The sequence below is a fragment of the Arthrobacter sp. TJ-238 genome, from assembly GCF_058269215.1.
Map to the genome: position 1 here is coordinate 349,997 of NZ_JBZCNH010000003.1, position 25,316 is coordinate 375,312.

26 protein-coding genes and 1 pseudogene are annotated in these 25,316 nt (G+C 64.8%); 15 read left to right on the forward strand and 12 right to left on the reverse strand.

Annotated features, from left to right (window positions below):
• The first annotated feature begins 127 nt into the window (after nucleotides 1–127).
• A complete protein-coding gene (locus AC4D2O_RS07815; RefSeq protein WP_490906227.1) occupies nucleotides 128–1,174 on the forward strand; it encodes an AAA family ATPase in 1,047 nt (348 codons plus the stop codon).
• Between the two features lie 34 nt (nucleotides 1,175–1,208).
• On the opposite strand, the gene AC4D2O_RS07820 is transcribed toward AC4D2O_RS07815, so the two are convergent.
• Nucleotides 1,209–2,090, reverse strand: coding sequence for an alpha/beta fold hydrolase (locus tag AC4D2O_RS07820; RefSeq protein WP_490906228.1), 882 nt, complete (start codon nucleotides 2,088–2,090; stop codon nucleotides 1,209–1,211).
• Between the two features lie 63 nt (nucleotides 2,091–2,153).
• Here AC4D2O_RS07820 and AC4D2O_RS07825 point away from each other — a divergent pair, with 63 nt between their 5' ends.
• The gene (locus tag AC4D2O_RS07825; RefSeq protein WP_490906229.1) at nucleotides 2,154–2,708 is read left to right on the forward strand and encodes a TetR/AcrR family transcriptional regulator; all 555 of its coding nucleotides are present in this window, start codon (nucleotides 2,154–2,156) and stop codon (nucleotides 2,706–2,708) included.
• Between the two features lie 117 nt (nucleotides 2,709–2,825).
• Here the strand turns inward: AC4D2O_RS07825 and AC4D2O_RS07830 are convergent, their stop codons facing one another.
• On the reverse strand, nucleotides 2,826–4,271 hold the full coding sequence (locus AC4D2O_RS07830; protein WP_490906230.1) for an NAD(P)-binding domain-containing protein: 1,446 nt from the start codon (nucleotides 4,269–4,271) through the stop codon (nucleotides 2,826–2,828).
• A gap of 56 nt (nucleotides 4,272–4,327) precedes the next feature.
• Nucleotides 4,328–4,795, reverse strand: a complete 468-nt coding sequence (locus AC4D2O_RS07835; protein ID WP_490906231.1) for an arsenate reductase ArsC — start codon at nucleotides 4,793–4,795, stop codon at nucleotides 4,328–4,330.
• A gap of 205 nt (nucleotides 4,796–5,000) precedes the next feature.
• On the opposite strand from AC4D2O_RS07835, the gene AC4D2O_RS07840 reads away from it, so the two are divergent.
• The 3 genes from AC4D2O_RS07840 to AC4D2O_RS07850 all read left to right on the forward strand — a co-directional run bounded on the left by AC4D2O_RS07840 (nucleotide 5,001) and on the right by AC4D2O_RS07850 (nucleotide 7,557).
• Nucleotides 5,001–5,363, forward strand: coding sequence for an ArsR/SmtB family transcription factor (locus AC4D2O_RS07840; RefSeq protein ID WP_490906232.1), 363 nt, complete (start codon nucleotides 5,001–5,003; stop codon nucleotides 5,361–5,363).
• Nucleotides 5,364–5,454: 91 nt separating this feature from the next.
• Nucleotides 5,455–5,877: an arsenate-mycothiol transferase ArsC gene (locus AC4D2O_RS07845; RefSeq protein WP_490906233.1), complete on the forward strand. Its 423-nt coding sequence runs from the start codon at nucleotides 5,455–5,457 to the stop codon at nucleotides 5,875–5,877.
• A gap of 159 nt (nucleotides 5,878–6,036) precedes the next feature.
• Nucleotides 6,037–7,557 carry an arsenic transporter gene (locus tag AC4D2O_RS07850; RefSeq protein ID WP_490906234.1) on the forward strand — a complete coding sequence of 507 codons (1,521 nt, stop codon included), beginning with the start codon at nucleotides 6,037–6,039 and terminating at the stop codon, nucleotides 7,555–7,557.
• A gap of 66 nt (nucleotides 7,558–7,623) precedes the next feature.
• On the opposite strand, the gene AC4D2O_RS07855 is transcribed toward AC4D2O_RS07850, so the two are convergent.
• On the reverse strand, nucleotides 7,624–8,361 hold the full coding sequence (locus AC4D2O_RS07855; protein ID WP_490906235.1) for a GAF and ANTAR domain-containing protein: 738 nt from the start codon (nucleotides 8,359–8,361) through the stop codon (nucleotides 7,624–7,626).
• 207 nt (nucleotides 8,362–8,568) lie between these two features.
• On the opposite strand from AC4D2O_RS07855, the gene AC4D2O_RS07860 reads away from it, so the two are divergent.
• The 3 genes and pseudogenes from AC4D2O_RS07860 to AC4D2O_RS07870 all read left to right on the forward strand — a co-directional run.
• On the forward strand, nucleotides 8,569–9,450 hold the full coding sequence (locus tag AC4D2O_RS07860) for a GAF and ANTAR domain-containing protein (protein ID WP_490906236.1): 882 nt from the start codon (nucleotides 8,569–8,571) through the stop codon (nucleotides 9,448–9,450).
• A 413-nt stretch (nucleotides 9,451–9,863) separates the two neighbouring features.
• Nucleotides 9,864–11,225 carry a Na+/H+ antiporter NhaA gene (gene nhaA / locus AC4D2O_RS07865; RefSeq protein ID WP_490906237.1) on the forward strand — a complete coding sequence of 454 codons (1,362 nt, stop codon included), beginning with the start codon at nucleotides 9,864–9,866 and terminating at the stop codon, nucleotides 11,223–11,225.
• A 99-nt stretch (nucleotides 11,226–11,324) separates the two neighbouring features.
• Nucleotides 11,325–11,540 (forward strand): annotated as a pseudogene (locus AC4D2O_RS07870) (recombinase family protein); the annotation flags it as partial.
• 369 nt (nucleotides 11,541–11,909) lie between these two features.
• Here AC4D2O_RS07870 and AC4D2O_RS07875 read toward each other — a convergent pair.
• Entirely contained in the window at nucleotides 11,910–12,320 is a 411-nt protein-coding gene (locus tag AC4D2O_RS07875) for an ACT domain-containing protein (RefSeq protein WP_490906238.1), read from the reverse strand.
• Nucleotides 12,321–12,557: 237 nt separating this feature from the next.
• Here AC4D2O_RS07875 and AC4D2O_RS07880 point away from each other — a divergent pair, with 237 nt between their 5' ends.
• The 4 genes from AC4D2O_RS07880 to AC4D2O_RS07895 all read left to right on the forward strand — a co-directional run bounded on the left by AC4D2O_RS07880 (nucleotide 12,558) and on the right by AC4D2O_RS07895 (nucleotide 16,705).
• Nucleotides 12,558–12,785: a hypothetical protein gene (locus AC4D2O_RS07880; RefSeq protein WP_490906239.1), complete on the forward strand. Its 228-nt coding sequence runs from the start codon at nucleotides 12,558–12,560 to the stop codon at nucleotides 12,783–12,785.
• A 155-nt stretch (nucleotides 12,786–12,940) separates the two neighbouring features.
• Nucleotides 12,941–14,695: a PHP domain-containing protein gene (locus AC4D2O_RS07885; protein ID WP_490906240.1), complete on the forward strand. Its 1,755-nt coding sequence runs from the start codon at nucleotides 12,941–12,943 to the stop codon at nucleotides 14,693–14,695.
• 689 nt (nucleotides 14,696–15,384) lie between these two features.
• Nucleotides 15,385–16,134, forward strand: coding sequence for a DUF7793 family protein (locus tag AC4D2O_RS07890; RefSeq protein WP_490906241.1), 750 nt, complete (start codon nucleotides 15,385–15,387; stop codon nucleotides 16,132–16,134).
• Between the two features lie 376 nt (nucleotides 16,135–16,510).
• Complete coding sequence (locus AC4D2O_RS07895) at nucleotides 16,511–16,705, forward strand: hypothetical protein (RefSeq protein WP_490906242.1); 195 nt, start codon at nucleotides 16,511–16,513, stop codon at nucleotides 16,703–16,705.
• 493 nt (nucleotides 16,706–17,198) lie between these two features.
• Here AC4D2O_RS07895 and AC4D2O_RS07900 read toward each other — a convergent pair whose 3' ends face one another.
• Entirely contained in the window at nucleotides 17,199–17,564 is a 366-nt protein-coding gene (locus AC4D2O_RS07900) for a hypothetical protein (protein ID WP_490906243.1), read from the reverse strand.
• A gap of 964 nt (nucleotides 17,565–18,528) precedes the next feature.
• Between AC4D2O_RS07900 and AC4D2O_RS07905 the strand changes: the two genes are divergently transcribed.
• The gene (locus tag AC4D2O_RS07905; RefSeq protein WP_490906244.1) at nucleotides 18,529–18,885 is read left to right on the forward strand and encodes a hypothetical protein; all 357 of its coding nucleotides are present in this window, start codon (nucleotides 18,529–18,531) and stop codon (nucleotides 18,883–18,885) included.
• Between the two features lie 93 nt (nucleotides 18,886–18,978).
• On the opposite strand, the gene AC4D2O_RS07910 is transcribed toward AC4D2O_RS07905, so the two are convergent.
• Nucleotides 18,979–19,149 (reverse strand): hypothetical protein, encoded by a 171-nt coding sequence (locus AC4D2O_RS07910; protein WP_490906245.1) that lies wholly within the window; start codon nucleotides 19,147–19,149, stop codon nucleotides 18,979–18,981.
• Nucleotides 19,150–19,365: 216 nt separating this feature from the next.
• The gene (locus AC4D2O_RS07915) at nucleotides 19,366–19,584 is read right to left on the reverse strand and encodes a hypothetical protein (RefSeq protein WP_490906246.1); all 219 of its coding nucleotides are present in this window, start codon (nucleotides 19,582–19,584) and stop codon (nucleotides 19,366–19,368) included.
• Between the two features lie 251 nt (nucleotides 19,585–19,835).
• Between AC4D2O_RS07915 and AC4D2O_RS07920 the strand changes: the two genes are divergently transcribed.
• Nucleotides 19,836–20,054 (forward strand): hypothetical protein, encoded by a 219-nt coding sequence (locus AC4D2O_RS07920; protein ID WP_490906247.1) that lies wholly within the window; start codon nucleotides 19,836–19,838, stop codon nucleotides 20,052–20,054.
• Nucleotides 20,055–20,072: 18 nt separating this feature from the next.
• On the opposite strand, the gene AC4D2O_RS07925 is transcribed toward AC4D2O_RS07920, so the two are convergent.
• The 4 genes from AC4D2O_RS07925 to AC4D2O_RS07940 all read right to left on the reverse strand — a co-directional run bounded on the left by AC4D2O_RS07925 (nucleotide 20,073) and on the right by AC4D2O_RS07940 (nucleotide 23,270).
• A complete protein-coding gene (locus AC4D2O_RS07925; RefSeq protein ID WP_490906248.1) occupies nucleotides 20,073–21,293 on the reverse strand; it encodes an RNA polymerase sigma factor in 1,221 nt (406 codons plus the stop codon).
• A gap of 92 nt (nucleotides 21,294–21,385) precedes the next feature.
• Nucleotides 21,386–21,742, reverse strand: coding sequence for a YciI family protein (locus AC4D2O_RS07930; protein WP_490906249.1), 357 nt, complete (start codon nucleotides 21,740–21,742; stop codon nucleotides 21,386–21,388).
• Nucleotides 21,664–22,161 (reverse strand): helix-turn-helix domain-containing protein, encoded by a 498-nt coding sequence (locus AC4D2O_RS07935; RefSeq protein ID WP_490906250.1) that lies wholly within the window; start codon nucleotides 22,159–22,161, stop codon nucleotides 21,664–21,666. Before AC4D2O_RS07935 ends, AC4D2O_RS07930 begins: the two co-directional genes overlap by 79 nt.
• 644 nt (nucleotides 22,162–22,805) lie before the next feature.
• Nucleotides 22,806–23,270 carry a Fur family transcriptional regulator gene (locus tag AC4D2O_RS07940; RefSeq protein WP_490906251.1) on the reverse strand — a complete coding sequence of 155 codons (465 nt, stop codon included), beginning with the start codon at nucleotides 23,268–23,270 and terminating at the stop codon, nucleotides 22,806–22,808.
• 684 nt (nucleotides 23,271–23,954) lie between these two features.
• Here AC4D2O_RS07940 and AC4D2O_RS07945 point away from each other — a divergent pair.
• Nucleotides 23,955–25,313 (forward strand): TrkH family potassium uptake protein, encoded by a 1,359-nt coding sequence (locus tag AC4D2O_RS07945; RefSeq protein ID WP_490906252.1) that lies wholly within the window; start codon nucleotides 23,955–23,957, stop codon nucleotides 25,311–25,313.
• Nucleotides 25,314–25,316 lie beyond the last annotated feature (3 nt).

A 25,316-nucleotide genomic window follows, 5' to 3' on the forward strand; every position in this document is an offset into this window, starting at 1 on the left:
CGCCTCCACCGGCGTCGGGGTGCAGGACTACAGTTGGACCCACCCGCCGGGACGCCCACGGACCGGTCCTGATCCAGCCACCGCGCATCCGTCACCCGCCCTTCAGACGTCGTCACAGGAGAAACACATGGCCCCCAGCCGCAACCCTCTCGATGAGCTGCGCGAGACGCTCGGCCACCTGGCGGAACAGATCAAGTTGCCGGGTTCGGAGCGGATCGACGACCGCGTGGGCGATTTCCTCGGCGCGCGGCCCGGACCTGCCCGGCCGCTCGCCGAGGTCCAGGCGGAGCTCGACGCACTGGTCGGACTCGAGAGCGTGAAGGAGCAGGTGCGGGCACTCGTCGCACTGCTGCAGGTCCAGGCGCGCCGCAAGGAGCACGGCCTGCCGGAGGTCGCGACGTCGCAGCACCTGGTGTTCCTCGGGAATCCCGGCACCGGCAAGACCACCGTGGCGCGTCTCCTCGCCGAGATGTACCGCGCAGTGGGGCTGCTGCAGAAGGGTCATCTGGTCGAGGTCGACCGGTCCGGCCTGGTCGGCCAGTATGTGGGCGAGACCGCGATCAAGACGGATCGGGTGATCCGCCGTGCGCTGGACGGCGTCCTGTTCATCGACGAGGCCTATGCACTGAGCCCGGAAATCGGCCGCGTGGATTTCGGGCCCGAGGCCATCGAGGTCCTGCTCAAGCGGATGGAGGACCACCGCCACCGCCTCGTGGTGATCGTGGCCGGCTATCCGCGGCTGATGGAGTCGTTCCTCCTGTCCAACCCGGGCCTGCGCTCCCGATTCGCCCGCGAGATCACCTTCCCGGACTACTCGGTCGACGCACTAAAGACGATCTTCAATCAGATGCTGGCCCAGCACGAGTACGCCCTGGAGCCCGGGGCGGATGAGATGCTTCATCGCATCCTCGCCAATATCCACGCCGGCGAGGACTCCGGCAATGCGCGCTTCGCACGCACCCTGTTCGAACAGGCGCTCAACCGTCAGGCGCTGAGGCTGTCGCTCGATGCAGACCGCGATCTCGGCGCGCTCGATCGGGACGATGTCATGACGCTCACCACCGACGACCTCGTGAAGGCCGCGCAGGCCCTGGGCGAGGAACCCGAGCCGGAGCACCAGCCGGTGCCCGAGCGGTCGTCGTGGTGGCGCTGGCTGACCTCGCCGACCGGTTGAACCGGCCGGATACCCGGCGCTCCATGTCCGGGAGTCATGCGGCGCGGTCGAACCACCCGAGTGCGAGGTCGGCGACCTCGGCCGGGGCGTCGTCGGTGATGAAATGCGCCGCGTCCTCGACGTAGGCGAACTCGACGCGATCGGCGTACCGCTCCGGGTTGCGGCAGATGCGCTCGAGGACCTGCTCGGTCCACGGGCGGTCCCGGCGGCCGTAGACGACCAGGGTCGGCACCGTGAGCCGCCGACGGCGGTAGACGCCACGCATCATGCGCGCGGCTTCGGGCAGGATCATACCGCGGGTGAGCGGACGTACCGCCTCGTCGATCTCGGGCCGGCGCAGCGGGGCGAGGTTGGCCTCTACGGTCGCCTCCGAGATGGGGCGGGCTACATAGGCCCCGGAGAAGATCCCCCGGAGTGAGGTGCCTGGACGGTGCCAGATGAAGGGGGGCAGGTGCCGGAAACCGGGGATGATCTTCGGGCTGAACGCGAAGAAGGCCGGCGGCACCGCGAGCTGGACGGCCGTCCGAACCCGCTCGGGGTGGTCGTAGCTCAGCTGGATGGCGGTGATGACGCCCATGTCGTGGGAGACGACGTGGGCCCGCTCGATGCCGAGGACGTCGAGCAGAGCGAGCAGATCGCGCAGCCGACTCTCACGATCGATCCGCGGATCGTCGGCCACGGTCCAGCCCGCGCCGCGCAGATCGGGACAGATGACGCGGTAGCCGCGCGCGGCGATGAGCGGGGCCACGGCGCGCCACTGCCACCAGTGCTCGGGAAATCCATGCAGGAGCACGACCGGATCGCCCTCGCCCATGGTGGCGACGTGCGTCCGCAGGCCGGGCGTCTCGACGACGAAATGGTCGAAGCCGGCTGCGTCGGGCAAAGGTGGCGACCAGGTCGAGGTGGGCGTCGACATGGCGACCTCCTTCGTGGGCCGGAGATACTATGTCCATAGTAGACCCCGCGGAAGGGGGTGTCGATGCCGGCGTCCACACGCGAGCGGAGCCTTGAGGCAGCTGTGGAGTTGCTCGGTGCGGAGGGCGTGCGCGCGATGAGTCATGCCCGGGTCGATGAACGGGCCGGCCTACCCCCAGGGTCCACCTCGAACTGGTTCCGCACGCGCCGGGCGCTGCTCGGCGGGGTGGTCGACTGGATTGCCGAGCGCGAGCGGGCTGATTTCGACCCGACCGCGATGCCGGTCATCACGGGTGCCGACGGACTGATCGAGGGTTTGTGTGCCATGGTCGAGCTGCAGGCCGGGCCGTTCGCTGTGCGGACCCGCGCGCGCTACGCCCTCTTCCTCGAACTCGCCGCCGATCCTCAACTCGGCGAGCCTCTGCGGCAGCAGCGCCGCGAATTCGAGACGTGGACCGAGGAGATCGTGACGGCCGTCGGTATCGCCGACCCCGTGCCGGCCACCCGGGCCCTCATGGCGCTTGCCGACGGACTGCTCCTGCACCGCCTCACCGTGGACCCCCGGCTCGACATGCGCCCGGCCATCGAACGCGCAGTGCACGCCCTCGCAGGGTCCTGACCCCACGCTCAGCGCATGCGCCGTCGACTCCGCCCTCAGTGCTTTCTCGTGGGTGCTCCGCGATCCACCGCTGACGAACGGGTGATGGGATCGGCAGCTGGTAACCGGTGGCGTGTATCAGGTGCTGGCTACCGGGGCGGGAACGGGCGGCCAGTCCAGCGTGCCGGGCCCGGGCTGGTGGTCGGGGGTTCCACAGGACGCACCAGCGGCCTCATTGCTGATGCGGGCCTCGTCAGGTGTGGCTGCGGTGGGAATGTCGCAGGAGCGGCCGAGGTCGGTGCTGCAGACCCCGGTTTCGGGCAGTTCGAGCTGGAGGCGGGAGGCAGCTTCAAGGTCACCGGCGATCGCGGCGGTCACGGAGCGGACCTGCTCGTATCCGGTGGCCAGCAGGAAGGTGGGTGCACGTCCGTAGGACTTCATCCCGACGAGGTAGAAATCCTTCTCCGGGTGAGCCAGGACGTCCGCGCCATGGGCCGGAACTGTTCCGCAGGAATGGAACTCGGGGTCGATCAGGGGTCCGAGGGCACGCGGCGCCTCGACGGCGGAATCGAGCTCGAGGCGCAGCTCGCGCAGGATGTCGAGGTCCGGACGGAATCCGGTGGCGGGCACGAGGACATCGACGGTGAAGGTGCGGGGCCCGTTCGGCGTCGACGCGGTGACGGCCAAACCCGCGTCCGTCGCGTCGAGTCTGGTGATGGTGAAGTCGGTGACGAGCTCGATGACGCCGTCGCTGACGAGGGTGCGCAGGCGGCTGCCGAGCTGGCCGCGGGCGGGCAGTCCGTCGAGGTCCCCGCCGCCGTAGAGTTTCTGCGCGGAGCCGCTCCCGCGAACGGCCCAGAGGATGCGGGTACCGGTTTCGTTCCTGGCAACCTGGCCGAGGTTGATCAGGTTGTTCGCGGCCGAGTGGCCGGCACCGACGACCATCACGGTCTTGCCGGCGAACCGGTCGCGGTCGGCTCCGACGATGTCGGGCAGCGCTGTGGTGATGAACGCGGACGCTCCGTCCTCCCCTGGGGCCTGCAGCCCGGCCTGGCCGAGGGGGTTGGGCTGGTCCCACGTGCCGGAGGCGTCGATGACGGCGCGCACGAGGTAATCCGTGGTGCCTTCGGGGCTGGTGACGCGGACGAGGAAGGGGGTGGTGTCGCGGTCCTTCGTGCGGGTCTTGTCCATACCCAGCCGGGTGACCGCAGTAACGGTGGTCTTGAAGTGCAGGGTCTGCTTGATCGCGGGGATGGCAGCGAGGGGTTCGAGGTAGGCCTCAACCAGGTCGCGCCCGTACGGGAGGGCGGTCGGGCGTGGTTCGGTCCATCCGGTGGGTTCCAGGAGGCGCCGGGCTGCGGGGTCGATGTTGTACTGCCAGGGCGAGAAGAGGCGGATGTGCGCCCACTGGCGCACCGCTGCTCCGACGGTGTCGCCCTGTTCGAACACGATCGGGGTCAGTCCCTGCTCGAGGAGGTTCGCGGCCGCGGACAGTCCGGTCGGCCCGGCGCCGATGACGGCGACCGGTAGGTCGGTGAGCTCGCTGGCGCCAGTAGTGGTAGTGGCGGTGTGGGTGGCTGTCATGACGGTGCCCTTCGAATCCTGGGAACGCTGAGCGATGAGCAAGGATGCGGTGCCGGTCAGGCGCTCGGCGTACCGGTGCTGGCGCTGGTGGCGGGCAGGAGTTCGCTGATGAGCTGCTGGATACGGCGCTTGATCTCGTCGCGGATCGGACGCACTGATTCGACGCCCTTGCCGGCGGGGTCCTCGAGGACCCAGTCCTCGTACCTCTTGCCCGGGAAGTACGGGCACTCATCCCCACACCCCATGGTCACGACGACGTCGGAGGCCTTGACCGCGTCGGTGGTGAGGATCTTCGGGGTCTCGGCGGTGATGTCGATTCCCTCCTCCCCCATGGCTTCGACCGCGGCGGGATTGACCTGGTCGGCGGGCTGTGACCCGGCCGACAGGACCTCGATACGCCCCTCAGACAGGTGGTTCAGGTACGCCGCGGCCATCTGGGAACGACCGGCGTTGTGGACACAGACGAACAGGACCGACGGTTTCCTCTGATCAGTGGTTGCTACAGCTGCAAGTTCAGTGGTCATGGTGATCCTTCGGTCCTCGCTCCAACCCGGTGATCCGGACAGGCATGGTCAGCGGTGGTCGGGTCGATCAGCTCGCAGGTACCTCGCGCGCGCAGCCCTCGTAACAGATCGACTTTCTTCGATAGTGAGTATGGGGAGGTATATCGACGATTGTCAATGTGTCCGTATGCTGGGTGGCATGACGACAGTTTCCGAGCCTCGAGCCATGGCTGCAACCACGGACCTCGCACCTGCCGAGGTGGTTGATGAGGGCAGGTGCTGCGTGCCCTCCGGGACGCCGGCGATGAGCGCGGAGCGGGCTGAGGAGCTGTCCAGGCAGTTCAAGGCGATCGCTGAGCCGAACCGGTTGCGTCTGGTCTCCCTGATCTCCTCCAGCGCCGAGAACGAAGCCTGCGTCTGTGACCTCACCGAACCGCTGAACCTCGGGCAGCCCACGGTGTCGCATCATCTGAAGATCCTCGTCGACGCCGGGATCCTGCACCGCGAGAAGCGCGGCGTGTGGACGTACTTCTCCGTCGTGCCCGGAGCCTTGGACGCCCTCGCCGGCGTCCTCACCGAACCCAAGTAGAACCCCCAGCCTCCCGGGCACGTCCGGTTCCTACCTGGTTCCTGCCTGGCCATGTTTCACTCCCGTCCGACCAGAAGAAGTGAGTACCCCTGTGAGTTTCAAGGCCGACAAGCCCTCCGTCCTGTTCGTGTGCGTGAAGAACGGAGGCAAGTCCCAGATGGCCGCCGGCCTCATGGACAAGGTCGCCGGGGAGTTTGTGACCACCGCCTCCGCCGGATCAAAGCCCGGGTCCGGGGTCAACGGTCTCTCAGCCCAGGTCCTGGCCGAAGTAGGGGTCGACATCAGCCAGAACGTCCCTCGCCAGATCACGCGTGAGGATCAGGAGCAGGCGGACCTCGTCGTCATCGTCGGCCCCGAAGCGCAGGTCGACGAGGTCGAAGGCACCTTGTACGAGCGGTGGGAGACGGACGAGCCCAGCGACCGCGGCATCGACGGCATCGAGCGGATGCGCCTGGTCCGCGACGACATCCTCGACCGTGTCACCGCCCTCCACACCACCCTCACCACCCGCTGACCCGACCCCACCCTCTTCCCGCCCCGGGCGACAAGGGTCACGATCGACTGCCCTGTTCGCCCGGCGTTCGATCACGAGCTCGCCACGACCTCACCACGACCTCACCGGTGAGCTCGTCCGTGCGTTTGTTCTGCCCCTCCTGTTAGGAGCCCTGCTGCTATGACTGCCATGACCGTGGTCGCCGTTCTGATCTTCCTCGCCACCCTGACCCTGGTCATCTGGCAACCCAGAGGCCTCGGCATCGGCTGGTCCGCCCTCGGCGGCGCCGCCCTGGCCCTGATCACCACAGTGGTGAGCCTGTCGGACATTCCGGTCGTGTGGGACATCGTCTGGAACGCGACCTTCGCGTTCGTCGCGATCGTGATCATCTCCCTCATCCTCGACGAATCCGGGTTCTTCAGATGGGCTGCCCTGCACGTCGCCCGCTGGGGCAGGGGCAACGGGCGCTTGCTGTTCACGCTCATCGTTCTGCTCGGAGCGGCTATCGCGGCGGTGTTCGCCAATGACGGCGCGGCCCTCATCCTCACCCCGATCGTCATCCAGATGCTCCTGGCCCTGAAATTCCCCGCCAAAGCGTCCCTCGGGTTCGTCATCGCCTGCGGGTTCATCGCCGACGCAGGCAGCCTGCCCCTGGTCGTGTCGAACCTCGTCAACATCGTCACTGCCGACTTCTTCGACATCAGCTTCGCCCGCTACGCCGTCGTCATGGTCCCGGTCGGCATCGTGTCCGTCGCCGCGAGTCTCGGCGTCCTGCTCCTGTTCTTCCGCAAGGTCATCCCTCACCACTACGACGCCTCCGTCCTCGAAAAGCCGAAGTCAGCCATCGCGGACCCCCTGACGTTCAAGACTGGCTGGGTGATCCTCGGCGTCCTGCTCATCGGCTACTTCGCCGCCGAACCACTGCACATCCCCCTGTCCGCCGTCGCCGGCATCGGCGCCGTCGTCCTCATGCTCGTCGCGTCCCGCAAACCAGCCTTCCTCTTCCCCCGTACGCCCGTCCCAGCGGTGCAGGGACCTCTGTCCGAAGGTGATGCTGCTGGGCGGGCAGCCGACCTCGACTACGAAACGGTCGGAGCGGCCCACCGCTCCACCGGTGGCACCGCGAACAGCGCCCACAGCGCCCCTGACGGGCACCATGACGCAACCATGTCCTCAGCCGGCGGCGGTGCAGTAGCGCTCTCGAACGATCGAATCTCGGTCCCGCGGATCCTGCGGGAAGCACCCTGGCAGATCGTCCTGTTCTCCATCGGCATGTATCTGGTCGTCTACGGGCTGCGGAACCAGGGCCTCACCGACGAACTCGCCGGCGTGTTCTCGGCCATCAGCAACAACGGGGTCCTGATCACCGCCCTCGGCGTCGGCGTCATCGTCGCGGTCCTCGCATCCCTGATGAACAACATGCCGACCGTCCTGATCGCCTCCCTGGCGATCGGCGCCGCAGGGGCCACCGGCCTGACACAGGAAGCGATGATCTACGCCAACGTCATCGGCTCCGACCTCGGCCCGAAAATCACACCTATCGGCAGCCTCGCGACCCTGCTCTGGCTGCACGTTCTGGACCGCAAGGGCATCCATATCGGCTGGGGCCAGTACTTCCGCACCGGCATCATCCTGACCATCCCCGTCCTCATCATCACCCTCCTCGCCCTCGCCGGCTGGCTCGCGATCATCGGAGTCTGAGGAAGCGGCTACCGCTGGGATACCCCCTTCAGGACACGGCGGAACCAGATGGGCAGCCCAGTGCAGTCAGGCAGCGGTTTCGGTGAGGATGCCGCGCGCGACATCGTTGACGCTGACAGCACGGTCGGTCGCAGCGACGATGATCAGGCGGAGGGCTTGTTCCCGGGTACAGGTGTAACGGGCCATGAGCAGGCCGGTCGCGGTGTCGATGACTGATCGGGAATGGAACGCCGCGGTGAGGCCCTGCATCCCGCCGGCGAGTTCCACGGTCTGCGCTGTGTGGAGCAGTGTGGAAGCGCTGCTGACGGCGAAGCGCTGAGCAAAAGCCACAGCGGTCGGGGTGAAGGCATGCGGAATCGTGGAGTAGAAATTGAGGGCGCACCGGGTGTCATCGGTGAGCTCCACAGGAACGGCCAGAACGGACGCGATGCCGATGGTCACCAATGCGTCCCGATACGCCTCGCCTACCACTGTGGTGTGAGCGGGGGCGGTGAGGTCAGGGAGGTGGACGAGCTGCCCGGTCCGGGCTGCTGTCAGGCACGCCCCGTCGTCGAACCGGTACTGAACCTCATCCACCGCTTGTGCTGTGTCGTTGCTGCTGATGACGGTTTCTGCGCGTCCGGCCCTGAGGAACGTCACCCCGCACAGAACGGTGGAACCACTGACGGACATGAGCGCGGCGGTGAGTTGGGCGACGCGGGTGAAGGAGCTGTCCAGGGAATCACGCACCGCGGAGCGGCCGAACGCATCATCGTCCGGTCCGTAGCCGTTTTCGGGTGAGAAAGAGGCATCATGGTCGTTCATCCTGCCCCTTTGGGGGATCGGGTCCGACCAATGGATGCGCCCGTCTGTCATAACAGCGGGCACCATCGAGAAGAACTAAGGCGAGGGATCCAGCCGGGACCCTCTCCTTTCAGGGTACGCCCACCGCAGCGCCAGGCCCTGCATATAGCTAGACAGCAGAGCTATAGACTTACATTCGTCGACTAGCAGCAGGCGGCGCTATTCCTCGTGCGCCCATCACCGTGGTGGGATAAACCCGAGGATGAGAGTAGGCCCGCCATGCCAGAACTACCCGGCTTCGAACTTCGCAATACCGATCTTCCCGGCACTGATGCACCAGCCTTCGCACTAGCCGACCCGGCAACCGGCCATGGTGAGCCTCCCGCAGCGACTGCGACTGGTTTTTCGGAGTCCGTGCAGGACCTGGTGCTCGACAGCGTGGACATCGCCGATTACCTCACCTCCCTCGCGCGGGAGGCCGCTGCAACCTTCGCCGCAGAGAGCCGTGATCTTCCCATCGCCGTGGTGTTGCTGCGTCCCCGTAAGAGGGCCATCGTCGGGGCCAGCAGTCCCCGCGCCCAGGCCGTAGGAGAAGTGCAGTTCCTCTTCGATGATGGTCCGTGCCTGCGCGCCGCACGCGAAGGCGCCCCCTGCCTCGTACAGGACTTCCGGACCGAAACCCGGTTCGGTGGTTACGCACAGCGCATCACCGGCAGCGGCATCCTGTCTGCGCTGGCAGTTCCGATCCCACTTGACGGCGGCGCCATGGCAGCCCTGGACCTGTATTCCAGCGACGTCGACGTGTTCGGCGCCCACCTCATCCGCGCTGCCGAACACCTCGCGCAGGACGCCTCCCGAGCGCTCCGGACCGCTGTGCGGATAGCGCACCTGGGTGAAGCCATGACCGACCTGAAAACAGCCATGGAGACCCGGGCGACCATTCAGATCGCGGCGGGCATCATCATGGGGCAGAACCGTTGCACTCACGAGCGGGCAATGATGATCCTCAAGGCAGCCTCCAGCAGCAGGAACACGCCACTGAACGAGATCGCCGCACGCGTGGTGCACTCCCTGAACCAGGAACAAGCGGCTTCACACTTCGAAGCCTGAAGCGAGCAGACCTCATTCTGCGCATAGACCTGCGCAAGCATGAGCATCGGGCTATCCGGCGACCAGGAATAGAGTGGGCTGACCTCACCAACGTGGCGGGATTCTTGGAGACGGGTTGGCGGGTTTGGCCGCTCCAACACCGTCCCGCAGGGGATCCTTCAGCGTTCCTCAGCCGACGGATGCCTAGGGGCTTGTGGTGATGGTGATGTGGCGGCCTCCCGGAGTACGGTGAGTGCGGTGTGGATGAGGCGTGCCCGGACAGAGTGATGCCGAGGCCGGCCGCGGTGAGGCTCAGCGCAGCGTGGTGATCATCGAGGCGAGCGATATAGCTTGGCGTGAAGCCCGCGGCTGTGCAGGCCCGGGTGATGATGCGCCCGGTGGGATCAGTACGTTATGCAGCTTTAGGAGGCCTCATGTCCGATAACCCCTCACCCGAGACAGCACGATCTTCACGCGTACTGTTCGAGCGATCCAGCTACCCGGAGTACTTGCGTATTACGGAGATACTCCGCAAGGAGACCGTGGGTGGCATCCTGCTGCTCATCGCCGCGGCGATCGCCATCATCTGGGCGAACTCGCCCTTCGGTGATACGTACTTCGCCATCCGCGACTTCGAGTTCGGCTACGAGCCGTGGCACCTCAAGCTGTCCGTCGGCGCGTGGGCGTCGGACGGCCTGCTGGCGGTGTTCTTCTTCCTTACCGGTCTCGAACTCAAGCGCGAGTTCGTCGCCGGCGACCTGCGACGCATAAGTCGTGCGATCGTGCCCGTGGCGGCTGCCTTCGGTGGTGTCGTCGTCCCTGCGCTCATCTATGTTGCCGTCAACCTGTCCTCACCGGACGCACTGAGGGGCTGGGCGATCCCCACGGCGACGGACATCGCCTTCGCCCTGGCCGTGCTCGCGGTCATCGGTTCCCACCTACCGGGTGCGCTGCGGATCTTCCTTCTCACCCTCGCCGTGGTCGACGACCTCATCGCGATCGCGATCATCGCCTTCTTCTACTCGGAGGACGTCAGCTTCGTCTTCCTGTTGTGGATGCTCCTGCCGCTCGGCCTATTCGCCCTACTCGCCCAGCACAGGCCGAAGTTCTTCGGCAGGACCGTCCTCGGCCCCTGGCTGATCCTCTTACCCCTCGGTGTCGCTACCTGGGCGTTGATGCACGCCTCGGGTGTCCATGCCACGGTCGCAGGCGTACTGCTCGGCTTCTGCGTCCCCGTGCTACGGCGCGCTCCTGACGGAACACCCAAGCTTCCAAGGCCTAACAAGCCAGGACTCGCCGAGGTCTTCGAGCACCGCTTCCGACCCCTGTCCACCGGCTTCGCGGTTCCCGTCTTCGCCTTCTTCTCAGCCGGTGTGGCGATCGGCGGGGCGGAAGGATTCATGTCGGCCCTCACTGATACCGTCCTCATCGGCATCGTCCTCGGGCTCGTACTCGGCAAGCCGATCGGTGTCCTCCTGACCACGTTCATCGTCACGAAATCGACGAAGGCAAGCCTGGATCCCGGGCTGAGCTGGTGGGATTTGCTCGGCGTGGGCATCCTCGCGGGGGTCGGCTTCACGGTGTCGCTTCTCGTCAACGACCTCAGTTTCGGTGCGGGCAGCGAGCAGGAAGACCACGCGAAGGTCGCCATTCTCACGGCATCGCTCCTGGCCGCCTTGCTGTCCAGTGTGGTGCTGCGATCCCGCAACAAGCACTACCGCCGCATCGAGGAGCAGGAGAAAGTTGATGCTGACGGCGACGGGATCCCCGACGTCTACGAACAACGCGAGAACTAGCGACCAGTACCGCAACCGGTACCACCGCTTGCACGCGAGCTACCACCCTGGCATCGGTCGCGAACTCACCCGGCGGCCCCCAGCGTGTGAAAGAGTGGTGTGGGCAAGCTGATTGGGTACGCGAGGGTGTCGACGCGCGCCCAGGACACGGACCGGCAAATCGCTGACCTCCTCGCCGCCGGCGTCCGCCGCGATGACCTCTGTGTCGATCAAGGGGTCGGTGGTGCTCATGCCCGACGCCCACAGTTCGACAAAGCTCTCGAGGCCCTGCAGGAGGGCGATACTCGCCGCGCTGACCGGACTGGACCTGGCACAGCTGGTCGCCGTCGACCGGATGCCGATCGCCACAGCGCTACGAAGCGCTCGGGCGACATCGGCCTGGCGGGAACTCATCAGCCCCGAGTCCCTGGACCTGGACTTCGATCCCAACACCTAGAAGCACTATCCGCACCAACACACCGAATCCGCCGCAGCGGTTCTGCACATACCTTCTGCCACTGCTTTAGATGCTCGAACAGGGACCAGAACCAACAGTGTCTCAATGGGTCCCCTAGCGAGACAGAACGAAGTTTCTGGAGTCGGTGGAAGCGTCTTGGAGATGTGTAGCGAATACGTCCGTTTGTGACATTGCGGGAATCACCCTAGGTACTCGTGTAGGTGGTTCTTCTCATCCATGGTGGCACTTCAATGAGGCCGGATCAGATGACCGTCATTACGCAGAGCTTGTATGGCTTGCTCCAAGGACTCCTCGCGAAGGAGTAGGAGATCGCTGTCGAACGTCGATATGACGAACACGGGCAGGCCCTGCTGGGCGACCGCAGTTGTAAGACCGGCAACGACTCCAGCCGTCGTGAATGGGATCGGCCCGTCAACGTAGAGGCAACGCCATCCCGCATCCACCTCGTCGGATGAAAGACCGGCACTTTCTTCCGCCACCACGGAAAGCTCCTTCTGAGTGCGGGTGATCGACCACACCCCAGGCAGCTGACCGAGGTTCTCCAAGGAACTGGACGGATCAAAACGGTAGATGCTCAGATGATTCGGGAGAAGTGTCAGGCTGACTGTCGCCACAGTAGGGACTGAGTTCTTGGTCATGATTACACCGATTCGGTGTCGCGGAAGACGCTCAGGGTGGCGTCACTTTGATCGCCCGGCCACTATGACAGACGCCGTCAGGGCCCTACAACTCGGAGGGGCAGCACGACAGGACTCAAGGTGTCTCGAGGTCACAGCCCACGTCGAAGCTCTCCCGAACTGTGACCTCGCACTAGTGAATTCTTGGTGCCGAACGGGGTTGTTCAGGATTCACCTCCCGCTGTTTGACTCGATGGCATGACCTCTCTTCATGGGCCGCTGCCCGACAGCTCGCATCTGCGCCAGGACATCAACATCTCCGAGGAAGCCACCCTCGAGGAACCCGACGCATCCTCGGCGGCCAGCACCACGTCCTCCCTCAATGCCGGCCAGCACGCGGCAGGCGTGAGCCCCGTGGACGCGTACCAGGGCGATGGCGGCAGCGCCGAACAGGATGCGGCCGCTCCGGCGGCCGAGGAAAGCTAGACAGTGTCCTAGCCCGTGTCTTAGGCAGTTTCGGCAGTCCGAGAAGGTGGCAGGGTGCTCCTCACCGAGGTGCCATTCACTACAGGTTCATGTCTGCGTCATACGTCGTGTCTACGCTTCAACAGCGTTCCCCAGACCCCGCAGCAAGGACTCCCATGTGCATTTCTGATACCGACCACCACGACCAAGGATCCCAACAGGACGCCGCGGACGTGGAAATTGCCTCGTTCGGCTGGAACAGACGAGCGATCCTCCGCTCAGCAGCGGTGCTCGCAGGAACGGGAGCCGCGCTGGCACCAGCTGTGACGGCGGTCGCGGCTCCTGGAAACGGTCAGGGGCGCGGCAAGCGTGAATCCGACCCGACGCTGACCTGGCTCGTGGGCGACCACCACGTCCACACGCAGTACAGCCATGACGCCAAGTACCGTGTTACGCAGCAGCTCCAGCAGGCCCGTCACTATGGCGTCGACTGGTTGGCCTTCACCGAGCACTCGAACTTCGGGCATGCCAACAATGGAGGAGTCGTCTCCTCAAACCGCGAGATCCTTGAACAGCGCGCAGTGAACCCCGACCTCCTGATCTTCCAAGGCCTTGAGTGGTACATCCCGGCGGCCGAGCACGGCTCGGTCCTCGTTGCGCCGGGCCCGCACGAAGTCGACCTGTTACGCACTTTCGAATTGGTGTTTGACGGCAAGCTCAACCGCTGGGAGAAGCCGTCACCGGGCTCCGCCGAGGAGCGGTTCGCGGAACAAAAGGCGGTCGAGGCCATCGCTTGGCTCGCCGAGCAGCGGCGGACGGGCTACGTAGACGACGTCGTCGTCCTCGCAAACCATCCGCTCCGCCTCGGTATCGACTCGCCCCACGAACTCCGGGCTTGGCGTGATTCAGCGCGTGACGTGATGATCGGAATGGAGGGGGCGCCCGGCGCGCAGGGAAGCGGGATCAGCCAGAATACGGTGCCGGGTGACCAGCGGGGCGAGTACGTCAACGCTCCGAGCCAGTTCAGCTTCGGCGGGTTCCCCGCCGATGCCTACCGGCCCTACGGAGGCTTCGACTGGGCGACGGCGACCGTCGGAGGCGTTTGGGACTCGCTCCTCGCGGAGGGTCTGCCGTTCTGGATTACCTCCAACTCCGACAATCACCTGACGGTGAAAGACACCCTCCGCACCGGGCCCTACCCGGACCGGGAACCGTACCTTAGCCTGCCGAATGAGTTCGACCGCTGGAGCGTCGAAGGGCGCCGTCCGGACCCCATGGAGACCGGGCAACCCCAGGGCGGCAGCGACTTCTGGCCCGGCCAGTTCAGCCGCCTCCATACCGGTGTCACGGAGGGCTCGTACACCGGCGTACTGGACGCGATGCGCCGAGGCCGCATGTGGATCGATCACGGCCATCTGCTGGCGGGGCTCGACGTGCGCGTACGGGAACTCAAGGGCGGCAAGAATAACGACAAGAGGACCAAGAAAGACGACGGCGTCACGCTTGGTTCGCGCCTGCAGGTGCGGCGGGGATCGGATGTTGAGGTGTCCATCACCCTTACGCCGACGCAGTACCGGAACGCTGCAGGCATTCTCCCCCGAGTGGCCCACGTCGATGTCATCAGTGGGCCGGTGACCGGGTTGGTCGCGGACCGGGACGCCCTGCGCGCTCCCAAGACGCGTGTGTCCCGCCAATTCGACGTGTCCGGCAGCACTGGTGTCATTACGGTCACGCATACCTTCCGTGACGTCGCCGAAACGTTCTACCTCCGCGTACGTGGCAGCGACGGCCGCCGGACAGGGCCCGGCTACCACGGTGCCGCCGTTGACCCCTCGGGTCCACAACGCCACGGGAGCGGAACCGTCGAGGCCGATCCCTGGCTTGACACCTGGTTCTACGCAAATCCTGTCTTCGTGGATGTCACCAAGTGATTACTCACGTTGTTGGCCACCTCAGCCCTTTGTAGCGTCGGAAGGGACCCGAGGTGGCCCGGACCACCCTGCGCCGAAACAGTAAGGAATCCGCTGTGAGTCGATCTTCATGACTGATGTCGCAAGCTAGCTGTTCTATGTCATGAGGTTGGTGACGCCCTGGTGAAGGCGTGAGGCCGGTAGCCGGTTCCTGTTCAGCTACTTCACCAAAGTCCACAATCCCCCTACCCCACGCCACTTCGACACCGCCAACCAAGCCCGCACCTGGCTGATCACCCGCCCCCACGCCGGCTAACACCACAGCCGTCCTGTCTGCGTGACCGAACACTGCCACCCATCCAATGCATCCGACCCGAGTCACCATTGCTGACGGAACCATCAAAGGCTCCGGTTCCCCTTGATGGGAATACAGCGGCTGAGACTCAATGATGAGACCACGCCTTCACCGCAGACCCCAGGAGTCACCTGTCTCCACCAACCGTGATCAGCCCGACCAGATCATCCAAGCAAGGATCCTCTAAGGAGTCGCCGATAAGCCAGCGCTCAGGAAGGTTCTTCAGCCGCTCTACTTGCAGCGTCGCCTGATCGCACAGCATGCCGTGTCTTTGAGGATGACGGCGCCGCCGGCACGAGAGTTGCCGTGGCGCTGGTGCCGGTAGGTTGTACCCGTCGAGATCAGGGAACTTATGGTGAAGCAGGAAACACGAGCCCGCTATGCGCTCGAGGACGCCGGAAACTATGTGTCCCTTCAGTGGAGTCCGGGGATCACCATGGAAGCCTCCGACGTGGTGTCTGCGACCACAGCAGTCACCGCCGCATCCCCTGACGGTCCGCGACCCCTCCTGGTGCGCATCGGTCTCATCGAATACATCACGTCGGAAGCTAAACAACTGCTGATCAGGGACATCTGCTCCTCCCGCAGCGCCATCATCGGCGCCGACGATATGGGACGGGTCCTCACAGCCTTCGCCCACCGGTCAGTAACACCCACCCGGTACTTCACCGATGACGAGGAAGCCACCGAATGGTTGCTCGATCCCACCCGTGAGCACCCCAGCATCTTCGGTGAGAGCTACGGAGTAGAAAAGTCCTTCACCTCGGAAATGAGCGACGGCCTGCTGTGGGTGACATGGACCCAGGCCATACACATCACAGACGCCATCGCGGAGAACATCGTCCTTCGCGCCGAGTTCATGAACCCCACCTCGTGTCCGCCCATGCTCCTGGAACTCCATCAGGTCATGTCAGCCAGCGACAGTGCGATGAAAATCCTCGCGGACGGGTTGAACATCGCTGCCCTGGCCGTCGTGAGCGATGATCCCCGTGGCCAGACGCTGATCACTTACTACAGGCAGCGGGCGCGCCCGCCCTACACAACCCGCCACTTCAGCACCGTCGAGGAAGCCAAGCACTGGCTGACACTCATACCGCTCCCATAGCCTCCAGGTTCGAGGCGGGCGCACCCAGCGCAACCGGTACAACCATCCGTGCTGGAGCTACTCAAGCCAGCGCAACCTACTGCTACATCCATCCAGTCAAAGGATGCCTTAACGGGACCCGCTGCAGGTGTCCGCGCTCCCAACACGCGTCCGCATAGAGGGTGTTCACCGGGCATTAACTCGGCCGGGTCATACGGGAACGGCGCCAACCAGCGCGGAGTAGTCCGAGACGACTGGCGCAGGGTGAGTCGTATGCATCCCGGTGAAGGACCGGCATACGGGCGTTGAGATGATCGGTAGAAATAGACGCCGGACTGGCGCCACGCTTCGTTGGCACTGCTTAGATGAGCGCATGACCTCAACACCAAGGCGGCCCATGAACAAGACCTTCGCGCAGGTGGTAGCGGCAATAGTCGGTTCCAGTGTCCTGACACTGCTACTTGTAGCAGGGTTGTTGTTGGGTCAATTCAGCGGGGGCCGGGAGAATGCATGGCTACTAATCAGAAGCACTTTGCTCGTCGGGTTCCTCCTCCTCGTCTTCCGCTACTTCCTCGGAAAAGGACGACCTTGATAACAAACGACCCCCCAGAAAAGAATGCGATCGTAGAGATTCGCGAGGTCTGGAGTTCCCCCTTGAGCGCGGCCGATGCCCTCGACGCTATAGCTCGATCCTTGTTCAACTCGAGCGCGAAGGTCGAAAGAACAGGGAACGCGGTGTTGATCCGGACAGGCTCCACCTGGCGGTACCGACTCCTTGGTAACGCACCATCAGGCAGCGCGGCACTACCGGTCGCGCTCACTGTGACAGCAACCTCCCTCGGAGATCGTACTGAACTTGAAGCTCATGCATTTGACACCTTCGGTTGGCGAACCACCGACCAAACCTTCTTCGGCGCCAAGGAGTCATTCGAGCAACGGCTGAGCGAGCTATTGGTAACCGCTGCTATGGCAGCCGAAGCAGTCAACGGTCCCGCAGGAGCCGCCTAACGTGTCCTACAACCAGACTCTCCCGGCGCGTTCGCCGATCGCTGAGCGGGACGGCCCGGTGTTGAACACGCGTTGGCTTACACGTGTGACGCCCTCGGCTTTTTGACCTCCTGCTCGATAAAGTTCAGGATCCGGTGCAGGTCCTTCTTACCCTGGCCATAGTCGAACAGTGTGGTACCTAGCCGGGGTTCAGACAGGGCATCGATAGTGGTGTGCCCTGAATCGTCTTGAGTGAGTAGCAGGGTGATTCGCAGGCCCCATGTTTTCCAGTTCATTCGAGCACTGAAGACTGCTCGATTGGAAGACAGCTCGACGAGTTGGTATCGGTTCATTTGGTCGGTCACTCGGCTTGCTGCTTCGAGTACCCTTTCGCGGGGCGCGTCGATGAGCAGGGAACCTCTGGTACGCGCCTGGTAGGAAGTAAGCCCATAGGGATCAGTCATGGACTGAAGCTAGCAGTCGGGCCGTCCGGCGCAGGATCCATCACCGAGACATCTTTCTGGAACTAGAGTCGGTCGAATCACGCAAAGGGATCAAGGGGCGTCATGGGCAGTAGCAGCTCGCAGCGGAAGAGAAGTCAGGCCGCTGGTCTTATCGCAATAGTCTGCCTTTTTGTCGCGTCAATGGTCCTGCGCGCACTCATCGACAATGACAGCCCTTGGGTCTGGGCGGGCGTCGTTACCCAAGCGGTTGCGGTCATCGCCGTCGTGGTTTATCTAGTCCAATTCGTTCGAAGACAACGTGACGATTACTGGAAGGAGCGAGGCCGCAACCCTCGCGATCCACACCAACCACTTTCGGGAGTTTCGCTTGAGGATCGCCCTACGGACCCCAAGGAAACGATGTACCTAGACCACTGAGGTGAGGGGTCTACTACTCTGCGACCATAACGATCCGAAGGGTCGGAATCGAGCCTCCAAAGCTAGTTGATTGTTTGGCATCTAAACTGCGCGGGGATGGGCACAAGAGACACCACCTTCGGTAGTACCTCTCATCGCGAACAGTGAAGGATGTCGAAGTGGACTTGAAACGACATAAGACGTACTTGGCCGCAACCATCGTTTTCGCCGTAGCGGCAGCTTCATCAGTCCTACTAGATGACTCTCATTGGTTCACCATTGCGGCCCTGATCCTGCTGGCGTCGTCGGCATACCTATGGGGACGAGCTGATCGCGACGATACTCCGCGGAAGGTTGAACCAAGCTTGTAGCAACGCTCCAGGAAGGCGCCCCTCCCGACCATCCCCTTGCGGGCACCCTCGACGTTTCCCAGCTGCTCACATACATAGACCCCCGCCGGATCCTCGTTGAACCGATCGGCGCGCTGTACGGTCTGACTTACATTGCACACACGTCGAGGGGAACGACCATGAGGTATCGGCGACGGGCCGCAGCTGTCATTGCTCTGGTGACCCTTCTATCCATCTCGATGGAGTTCAGCGACAAGCTGCTCCCCGGCCTCACCGAAGTTACTTTAGATCGGCCAAGACTGAGACCATCCGCAACCTCCATCCTTGCTTTAGTGTATGCAGGTCTTATCGCCTTCAAAAAGTCGCTGACCTTCAAGCCCACCACTAATAAATGGAAGCGGCCACTCCTAGTCGCCTTAGCTGTAGCAGGGGCCATTCTTATCCTGGTCAATGGGTTTACCGTCCCGTTTGTCGGATTCGTTCTCTCCGGGCTAGCCTTCGCTGCTTGCCTTCTTTGGTTCGATTCTGATGTCCGCGGAATCCAAAACGTGGAGGAAGATCTCCCTGCACGTTGATGCAGGAGGCGGGAATCATCATGGAAGCCTCCATCTCTCACCGCAGGCAAAGCGGAGCTCGGTGTCCGCTACAGGATCCCGCAGCGAACACCCTCATTCAGGCCGATCGGTTGCCTTCTTGCGCCCCCGGTAGTACACCATCAGGCCAATACTCAGGAGGAGCAGTACGCCGTAGAGCACTTTGGCCTCGAGACTCGAACCGATAAAGATCATGACAATCGCGAGTGCGGCTATCACGACATACAGGCCAATCATGAAGTTCATGCCTCAAGGTATACCGAGCAGGCGGCTTCTCGACTGAACTCGTCGGTGGGCGTGTGCGAATTCCCCAATGGTCCTTCTTGCATACGAGCCACAGGGCAGGGCTCGCTGACGTGAGAACCTTAGTGATCGTTAGTCTCGGCCCATGACAGGATTCCCGCAGGTGCTGCACACGGTTCTCGGCACTCCTGATGTCCGAGGACTGGCGGAGTTCTACCGTCAGCTGCTCGGACTCCAGTACCGGCCAGGAGATGAACCCCCGGGTGCGGGCATGCCCGACCCGCGGTCCCCGTCGCCGACGGCGACTGGCGCACCGTGCTTGCCGGCCAGCTCGGCGAGCAGCGGCCCAGCAACCAGGCCCGCGCCGAGCGACTCCGCGCCGGCAACCCCGTCGAGGACGGTCTGGCCTTCTCCTGCACCGCCGAGCTCACCGTTCACCGCGCGCTCAAGCAGCTTCAGCCGCTTACGCCGCCGCCGCCGAGCTTGACGATGTCGACGAGCAGCTGCAGCAACTGCGCCGGGAGACTCGCGACCAGCCGCGGAGAACCTCGGGGCGCGGGTCGGCCGATGCAGCGGGAAGGACGGATGGCAGGCCGTGGGCCCCTGGCATCGCCCCAGGTCACGGCGGCCCCGCAAAGGCTCCTATATCGGAGATGGCCGACGTCGGGCACGCACCCCAGGAGGCGCAGATGAGCACGGGCGACGAGCGGCTGGACGTTGTCGAGGATCGCATCGACGAGGCCAAGGAGGCCGCCGACCGGCTCGAGGACAAGGAGGGCATGAGCCTGCGCCAGCGCGAGACGGACCAGCACGGTACCTTCGAGCCCTCGGGCGACGACCGGAACGCGGGAGAGAACCCGAGCCAGGGGCGCGACGCGGGAGCCCCGGGCGAGGCCTCGGAGCGGTGACCGCCGAGCCCGCCGTCCTCAGTCGGGCGCGGGCTCGGCGCCGGCGGCGCGCCTGACCTCGGCCAGGCGCTGCTCCAGGAAAGCGCGCTCCGCGGCGTTCGCCGTGAGATCCATCGCGCGCCGGTACGACTGAGCCGCACCGGCGGCGTCGCCGAGGCGGCGCAGCAGGTCGGCGCGGTTGGCGGGAAGGTAGGGGTAGTCGGCGAGCCGGGAATCGGTCGCCAGCTCGTCGAGGAGCGGCAGGGCGGCGGCCGGACCGTCGGCGAACGCCACGGCGGCGGCCCGGTTGAGCGCGACCACCGGGGTGTTCCACACCGCCAGCAGCCGGTCGTAGAGGTGCACGACGCGCGGCCAGTCGGTCTGCTCCAGGGACGGCGCCATCGCGTGCACGCCGGCGATCGCCGCCTGCAGGGTGAACCGCCCCGGTGGGCCGGACGCCAGCGCCCCGGCCGTCACCGTGAGCCCCTCCAGAATCGCGCGCTGGTCCCAGCGCGTCCGGTCCTGGTCTGCGAGCAGGAGCAGCCGGCCCTGCTCGTCGGTCCGGGTGGCCCGGCGCGCGTCGGTGAGGAGCAGCAGGCCCAGCAGCCCGCGAGTCTGGGCCTGCTCGGGGAGCAGCGCCGCGAGGGTGCGCGCGAGGTGCAGGGCCCGGTCGCAGAGCTCTTCACGGACGAGCGCGTCCCCTTCGCCGGCCGTGTGGCCGGTGCTGAAGAGCAGGTGGACGGCGGTGAGCACGCTGTCCAGGCGCTCGGGCAGCTCCGCCCGGCCCGGAACCCGGTAGGGGATCCGCGCTTCGGAGATCTTCTTCTTGGCCCGTGTGATCCGTGCCGCCATCGTCGGCTCGGACACTAGGAAGGCCCGGGCGACGTCGGGCGTGTGAACGCCGCAGACAACGCGCAGGGTGAGGGCGACGCGGGCCTCGGGGGCGAGGGTGGGGTGGCAGCAGGTGAACACCAGCCGGAGCCGGTCGTCCGGCACCGCGGCGTCGGGCCAGTCCACGTCGGCCGAGTCGTGCGGATCGACGGTCGCCGGCTCCACGAGCAGCGGGAGCTTGCGCCGGAGGGTGACCTCGCGACGCAACCGGTCCAGCGCCTGGTTCCGCGCCGCCGTGGTCAGCCACGCGCCGGGCCGCTCCGGGACGCCGTCCCGGGTCCAGGCCTGCAGCGCGCTGACGTACGCCTCCTGCGCGCACTCCTCCGCGACGTCCAGGTCGCCGGCGACGCGCACCGTGGCGGACAGCACGAAGGCCCATTCGGAGCGGTGGGCCTGCGCCAGCGCGGCAGCGACCTCGTCCGCCTGCGTGGCGGACGCGGTCGGCTCGTCGCTGGGAGCGATCAGAACGGGTTGGTCGTCGGGTCCACGACCGGGCGAACCTCGACGCCGCCGCCGGGGGCCGGGCAGAGCTTGGCGATCTCGACGGCGTGGTCGAGGTCGCGCGCCTCCACGACGTAGAAGCCGTTGAAGGCCTCTTTGGTCTCGACGAACGGGCCGTCCGTCACCGTGCCGGCACCCTTGATCGTGGTGGCCGTCGTAGTGGGCGCGAGCGCCTCCCCGCCCGCGAGGGACCCACCGAGCTCGAAGACCTGCTGGGTGAACGTGTTGTGCGCGTCGATCACCGCGCCCCACGCGTCGGGCGACGCGTTCGCGTAGAACGCCGGGTCTTCGTAGATGAGGATTGCGTACTTGGCCATGGAGCTGCCTCCTGCACTGGGTCGCGGGCCGGTTTGTCCGGCTCCGTCACTAACGACGACGAACATCCTGCCGCCGGATCGACAGCTAGGCCAGGATTTTCTTCAAGATTCTTCCGCCGCCGCCGCCGCCGTGCGTGCCGGAGTCCGCTTTGCGTGCTGAAGTGCACTCCAGCGGCCCCACCCAACTCGCCTCGCGCGATCTCGGTGCGGGCTTTGGCGTAGGCGCCGGTGATGTAGTCCTCGAGCTTGGTGTGTTCGCGGCGCCACTGGCCTCGGCCGGCGATCTGAATGGCCGGCAGGTCCCCTGAGGCGATGAGTCCTCGAACGGTGTTGTGCTTGGTGTTCAGCTCGTCGGCTACCTGCTGCAGGGTGGGGAACCGCAGCGGCCTGGGCTGCTCCTCGAGGGATTGGTCTGTCATGTACGCAGCCTTCCAGCCACCAAACGCGGCAACCCGGACCGACGCCTCAATTCATGCCCCAAAGGGGTGGAGACGGAACCGCACCACACGGTTCCGTCTCCGGTTTTTCCTCATGACAAAGGGAATTTTCGGGCTCCATATCGTGGGAGCCTCGTCTGCACTGTCGCCGTGCTGGTGGCAGGCTTACGCGCGTTGCACGCCGCAGCACGATTAAGTCGTTTCTGAGGGTGAGTTGGCCGGTACTGGATTAGGGGCGCCAGCCGGTATAGGTGTACGTGCCGCCGGTGACCGGGCTGGGCGTTTCGGTAGTGACGTAGGCTCCAGGTGCAGCGGACGCAGACGGGCAGGATGTGTAGGTGCCTGCGGTGATTTGGTTTCGCCGGGTCGTGCGCGCCGTAGTGACATAGTTTCCGCCCAGCGAGGCGGGGATGAAGTGGTTTCGGGAGGCCGGGCGGAGACCTGACGGGCTGGTCCGGGTGGTGGAATCGATGAGAGTCATAGTGGTTCCTTCGTCTTGGATCCGGGCATGACGGCATGACGGCATGACGGCATGACGGCATGACGGTACAGAGCGCCTGCCCGGAAGGAGAACGCTGAACCGGGGTTCGGTCAGCGGCTGATTGCTGTGTGTTTTGTTGTGGGTATCAGTGGTCGTCGTCGGCCGACGTGGCGGTGCGGCATTGCTCGCACAGGCCGTTGAACGTCACCTCGGCGGCAAAGACCGTGAATCCTGCATTATCGGATGGCTGCAGGCAGGGAGCTTCCCCGATGACGCAGTCGACGTCCCTGACAGTGGCACACCTGGTACAGACGAGATGGTGGTGATTGTCCCCGACCCTGCACTCGAACAGAGCCGGCGATCCCGGGGGATCGAACCGGCGGACCAGCCCGGCCCCCGTGAAGGCAGCAAGGATCCCGTACACCGCCTGCGGGGAAGTACTGGACAGCTCGTCCTTCACACCCTCGAAAACACGCTCCGCACTTGAGTGCGGGAGCTGCTGCAGCACGCGCAGCACGGCGACCCGGGGGGCCGTCACCTTCAGTCCCGATGCACGGATCATCTGCCGTAGCAGATCGGTGTCGGGGCGGGAAGTAGCTGCGGTAGGCATGGATAACACTGTAGCGCTTGTTTTGAACTACTCAAAACAAGCCGCCGTTGAGAGTCCACCGTGAGGAGCACCCGATGACCGATGTCGCCAGCCAGCCGCACGCTGAAGGGGACGACAGCCCGCACCGAACCTCAGTAAAGAAACGCCAAGGTGGAAAGCTCTACATCCTCACCTGAAAGGAATGCAGCCAAAAGGTGTTCTTTCCTTACTATGCGTTCAGCCCGAATCTTGTTATCGCCCGCCCGGGCCTGTCGATCGGGTGTACTCGCCGGCGGTGTGGCAGGTGCCCGGTGTCATGGGCAGGGCCACGCGGAACTGCGTGCGGCCGGGTTCCAGTGCCATCCGCTACATCGGCTGGATTTGCGCCCGGTGGCGGTCTGGACCGGTGTGGTGAAACCAGCCTACAAACGGCCCTCGTCGCCTGAAACGTCGACGCCGCGAACACAGCCACTCCCCTACAGACGCTCATCCGGCTTGTTGGGAAGCGGTCCAGGGCTCTATTGGCGGGTATCAAGAACGTGTTAAGACAGCCTTCTGGCCCTTCAGCATGCGGTTGAATGAGCCACTGGTGCGGATCGTCCGCTCCTAGTTGTGCCATCCCTTGGAGGTCGGAGCATTCCCGTGAGGTCGAGCAGAAATACCCTCCGGGACTCTCGAACAGCCACCGTCGCTGCCATGCGCAGGATGGTCAGGAGTACGTCGTCCTGGGTCGCGCAGTTGGGCCCGCGGCACCCGGCTCAGGTGATCGTGCTGGGGTTCGCTGCCGCGATCCTCATTGGTACCACTCTGCTGATGATTCCCACCTCGAAGGTCGGAGTGGGCAGCGCCACCTTCCTCGAGGCCCTGTTCACGGCGACCTCGGCCGTGTGCGTGACTGGGCTGATCGTCGTTGATACTCCGGTCTACTGGACGGGCAGCGGCCACGTCATCATCCTGGCCCTGATCCAGGTTGGTGGCTTCGGCATCATGTCCTTTGCCTCCCTCCTAGGTGTCCTGTTGGCACGGCGCATGGGCCTGCGCTCCCGCATCTCGGCGGCGGCCGAAACAAAGAGCGTGGGTTTCGGCGACGTACGCGGCATCCTGCTTGGCGTCCTGCGCATCACCCTCGTCGTCGAAGCGGTCACCGCGGTTCTGCTGGCCGCACGCTTCCTGCTCGGGTACGGCTACAACCTCGGCGAGGCCATATGGCTTGGCATCTTCCACTCGGTCTCGTCCTTCAACAACGCCGGGTTCGCCCTGTTCAGCGACAACCTGATTGGTTTTGCCGGGGACCCATGGATTTGCCTGCCGATCTGCGCCGCGGTGATCATCGGAGGGTTGGGTTTCCCGGTCCTGTTCGAACTCCGCCGCCACTTCCGGTACCCCGGCAAGTGGCATATGAACACCAAGCTCGTCCTCAGCGGCACACTCATCCTCCTCGTCCTGGGCACGGTGTTCATCACTGCTGTCGAGTGGTCCAACCCCGCGACCCTTGGGGCGCTGCGGCCCCAGGAGCGGCTCCTCGCGGGGTTCTTCCAGTCCGCCATGACGCGCACCGCCGGGTTCAACAGTGTGGACTTCGCGCAGCTCAACCCCGTCACCCTGCTCGCCATGGACGTCCTGATGTTCATTGGCGCGGGCCCGGCCGGAACTGCCGGTGGCCTGAAGATCACCACGTTCGGTGTGCTGCTCTTCATCCTCTATACGGAGATCAGCGGCGGCAACGCGATCAACATCTTCGGCAAACGCCTACCCCGCTCGGTACATCGACAGGCGATCTCCATCGTGCTGCTCGCCGTAGGGCTCGTCATCGGCGCCACGATGTTCCTCATGCTCATCACCGACTTCGGCCTGGACCGGGTCCTGTTCGAAGTCGTCTCGGCCTTCGCGACCGTAGGTCTGTCCACCGGCATCACCGCAGGCATCCCGCCGGCGGGCCAGGTCGTTCTGATCCTGGTGATGTTCGCCGGGCGCCTCGGTCCGGTCACCCTCGCCACGGCACTGGCGCTGCGTTCCAAACCGCTCTACTACGAATACCCGAAGGAAAGGCCCCTCATTGGCTAGGCA